Below are 2,550 nucleotides of genomic sequence, written 5' to 3'. Positions count from 1 at the left end.
GGGCCCGCCGACGGCGGCGCGCCCGTCGGCGAGGCTCCGGGCCGCCGTGTGCGCTAACCGTCCGAGGAAGAGGAAGCGGAAGGACCCTCCTCCGGAGCGGCGGGGGAGGCAGCGCGCGGGTCCAGGCCGAGGACGGGCAGGATCACCTCGTCCACGATCCGCTCCACGTACTCCCCGTCGGGCGGCCCCTGGTGGTCCATGGCGTACTTGATGAGCATGGCCTCACCGATGTCGTCGGTGACGGAGGTGACGCGGGAGGGGTCGATCCTGCCGTGGTCGGCGTAGTGCTCGAGGACGGTGCGGGTGAAGCGCCCCCCGCGGGAGTCGAAGACCTCCCGCACGAACCGGTCGTAGAGCTCGGGGTGGTGCCTGGCCTCGGCGACCACGGAGAACATCGCCTGTCCCAGGGACCGGCTCATGGTGTCGCGCAGGAGCATGAGGGCCCTGACGAGGTCCCCGCGCAGGTCGTCGGCGCCCGGCGTGGGGGCCTCCTGCGGGTAGGTGTGGTACATCGCGTCCAGCAGGATGTCCCCCGGCGTGGGCCAGCGCCGGTACAGCGAGGTCTTGGCCGTGCCCGCCCTGCGGGCGATCCCCTCCATGGACAGGCGGGCGACACCGACGTCCGCGGCCTCCAGGATGACCGCCTCGTGGATGGCGTTCAGCAGTTCCCGCCCGCGTCTGCGCGTGGCCCGGGGCGCCTCCTCCCGCGCGTCCGGCGCCGTCTCCCGCGCCTCGTCGTCGACCCGCGGCCGCTCCCGGTCAACCATGCTCTTCCCAACTAAGCTACGATGGCGTATCTTAGAAGAGGATTGGATACGCCTCCGTATCCAATGCTATCCCCTTCCGTGTGATCGGAGTTCAGTATGTCTCTTCCCCCCTCCCCGCCGCCTTCGACCGGGGGCGTGGCACTCGACCGGCGCTCCCTGGCGCCCGACCTGGCACGCGGGGTGATGCTGCTGGTCATCGCCGTCGTGCACGCGCACATCGTCTGGGTGATGGCCACCGCGGGTCAGAGTCCCGCCTCGGGCGGCCTCCTCGACGCCGCCTCCACCGCCCTGCTGATGCTGTTCGCCGAGGCGCGCGGGTACCCCATGTTCGCGGCGCTGTTCGGCTACGGGCTCGCCTGGATCCACCTGCGCCGCACCGCCGAGGGGCGCCCGGAGCCGTGGGTGCGCTCACTGGTGCGCCGACGCGGCCGGTGGATGGTGCTGATCGGGCTCCTGCACACGGTCCTGCTCTTCTTCGGCGACATCGTCGCGGTCTACGGGCTCATCGCCCTGATGTTCGCGGGTCTGCTGCACGCCGGTGACCGGCGCCTGCTCGCCCACGCCCTCACCTGGGCCTCCCTGGGCTCGCTGTTCTACGCGGTCATGAACAGCCTCCCGCTCTCCGACCCCGAGGCGGGCGGGGTCTTCACCCAGGACCCGCTGGCCGACATGGTCACACGCCTGTTCACCTGGCCGGTCATGACCCCGATGCTCGTGGCGAGTTCGGTGTTCCCCTTCCTCGTCGGAGTCTGGGCGGCCCGACGCCGCCTGATGGAACAGCCCGAGCTCCACCTCGGGCTGCTGCGCCGCGTCGCCTTCATCGGTATCCCGGTGGCCGTGGTCGGCGGACTGCCGCAGGCCCTGGTGGCCACCGAGCTGTGGGTGCCCGAGTTCGTGCTCAAGGCCGGTGTGGGCTGGCTGCACGTTCTGACCGGCTACGCGGGCGGCTTCGGCTACGCCGCGCTCATCGCGCTGGTCGCGGTCCGCCTCGGTGACCGCAGAGGGCCCCTCGTGCGGGCCCTGGTCGCCACCGGCCAGCGCTCCATGACCTGCTACCTGTTGCAGTCGGTGGGCTGGATCGTGCTGTTCGCGCCCTACGCCCTCGACCTTGGGCCACAGCTGTCCGGGACCGCCGCCGTCCTGCTCGGCGTCGCCGTCTGGTTGGCCACCGTGGTCCTGGCCGACGTCATGCGTCGCGTGGGAGTCCGGGGTCCGGCCGAACGCCTCCTGCGCTGGGGGACCTACAGAACCGTGCGAGCGGAGCAGCCGGAGGCCGAACCAGTGCGGAGATGACCGCACGCTCGGAAACGTCCGGCGTGACCTGCGCGGCCTGGAACATCCGACACCCACTCCGCGCGGCTGGCGGCCTCCGACGGGTGCCGGTGCGGAGAAGGCCGGGAGGCGGGAACGCTCGGCGCGGCCTGCGCGGTGGTGGCCTCGGGCGGGTACCGGTGCGGAGACGACCGGTGCCGAAGCGCTCGGTGAGGCCGCCGTCCGCGCTGGCCACCGGCCCGGCGGAAACCTCATCGCCGACCGGATACGTCATCCGCGATGATGGTCGCCATGTCCATCTCCGCACATGACGACGCGACCTTCCTGTCCGCCACCGCCGACCGGCTCGCCGCCCTTCCGGCCGTCGAGGCGGTCACCCTCGGCGGTTCCCGGGCCCAGGGCACCCACCGCCCCGACAGCGACTGGGACCTGGCGGTCTACTACCGGGGCGAGTTCGACCCGCAGGCGCTGCGGGACCTCGGCTGGGAGGGGGAGGTGTCGGAGGTCGGCG

3 protein-coding genes are annotated in these 2,550 nt (G+C 72.1%); 2 read left to right on the top strand and 1 reads right to left on the bottom strand.

What is annotated here, in order from left to right; all coding sequences use genetic code 11:
- Nucleotides 1-53: 53 nt before the first annotated feature.
- Nucleotides 54-767 (bottom strand): TetR/AcrR family transcriptional regulator, encoded by a 714-nt coding sequence (locus DQW06_RS22155; protein WP_117199232.1) that lies wholly within the window; start codon nt 765-767, stop codon nt 54-56.
- 96 nt (nt 768-863) lie between these two features.
- On the opposite strand from DQW06_RS22155, the gene DQW06_RS22150 reads away from it, so the two are divergent.
- Both DQW06_RS22150 and DQW06_RS22145 read left to right on the top strand, forming a co-directional pair.
- Nucleotides 864-2,060 carry a DUF418 domain-containing protein gene (locus DQW06_RS22150; RefSeq protein WP_013154537.1) on the top strand — a complete coding sequence of 399 codons (1,197 nt, stop codon included), beginning with the start codon at nt 864-866 and terminating at the stop codon, nt 2,058-2,060.
- Nucleotides 2,061-2,318: 258 nt separating this feature from the next.
- On the top strand, nt 2,319-2,550 hold a 232-nt coding region (locus DQW06_RS22145; RefSeq protein ID WP_198662516.1), incomplete at its 3' end, for a nucleotidyltransferase domain-containing protein.

This window comes from Nocardiopsis sp. TNDT3 (assembly GCF_003427465.1).
In the GTDB taxonomy this organism is placed as follows: domain Bacteria; phylum Actinomycetota; class Actinomycetes; order Streptosporangiales; family Streptosporangiaceae; genus Nocardiopsis; species Nocardiopsis dassonvillei.
Note: the sequence above shows the minus strand (reverse complement) of the source record. Positions and strands in the feature narration are given on the sequence as shown.

What these genes read in the sequence shown, in the direction of transcription:
- DQW06_RS22155 (WP_117199232.1), bottom strand. Translation starts at nt 767, where the DNA reads ATGGTTGACCGGGAGCGGCCGCGGGTCGACGACGAGGCGCGGGAGACG.
- DQW06_RS22150 (WP_013154537.1), top strand. Translation starts at nt 864, where the DNA reads ATGTCTCTTCCCCCCTCCCCGCCGCCTTCGACCGGGGGCGTGGCACTC.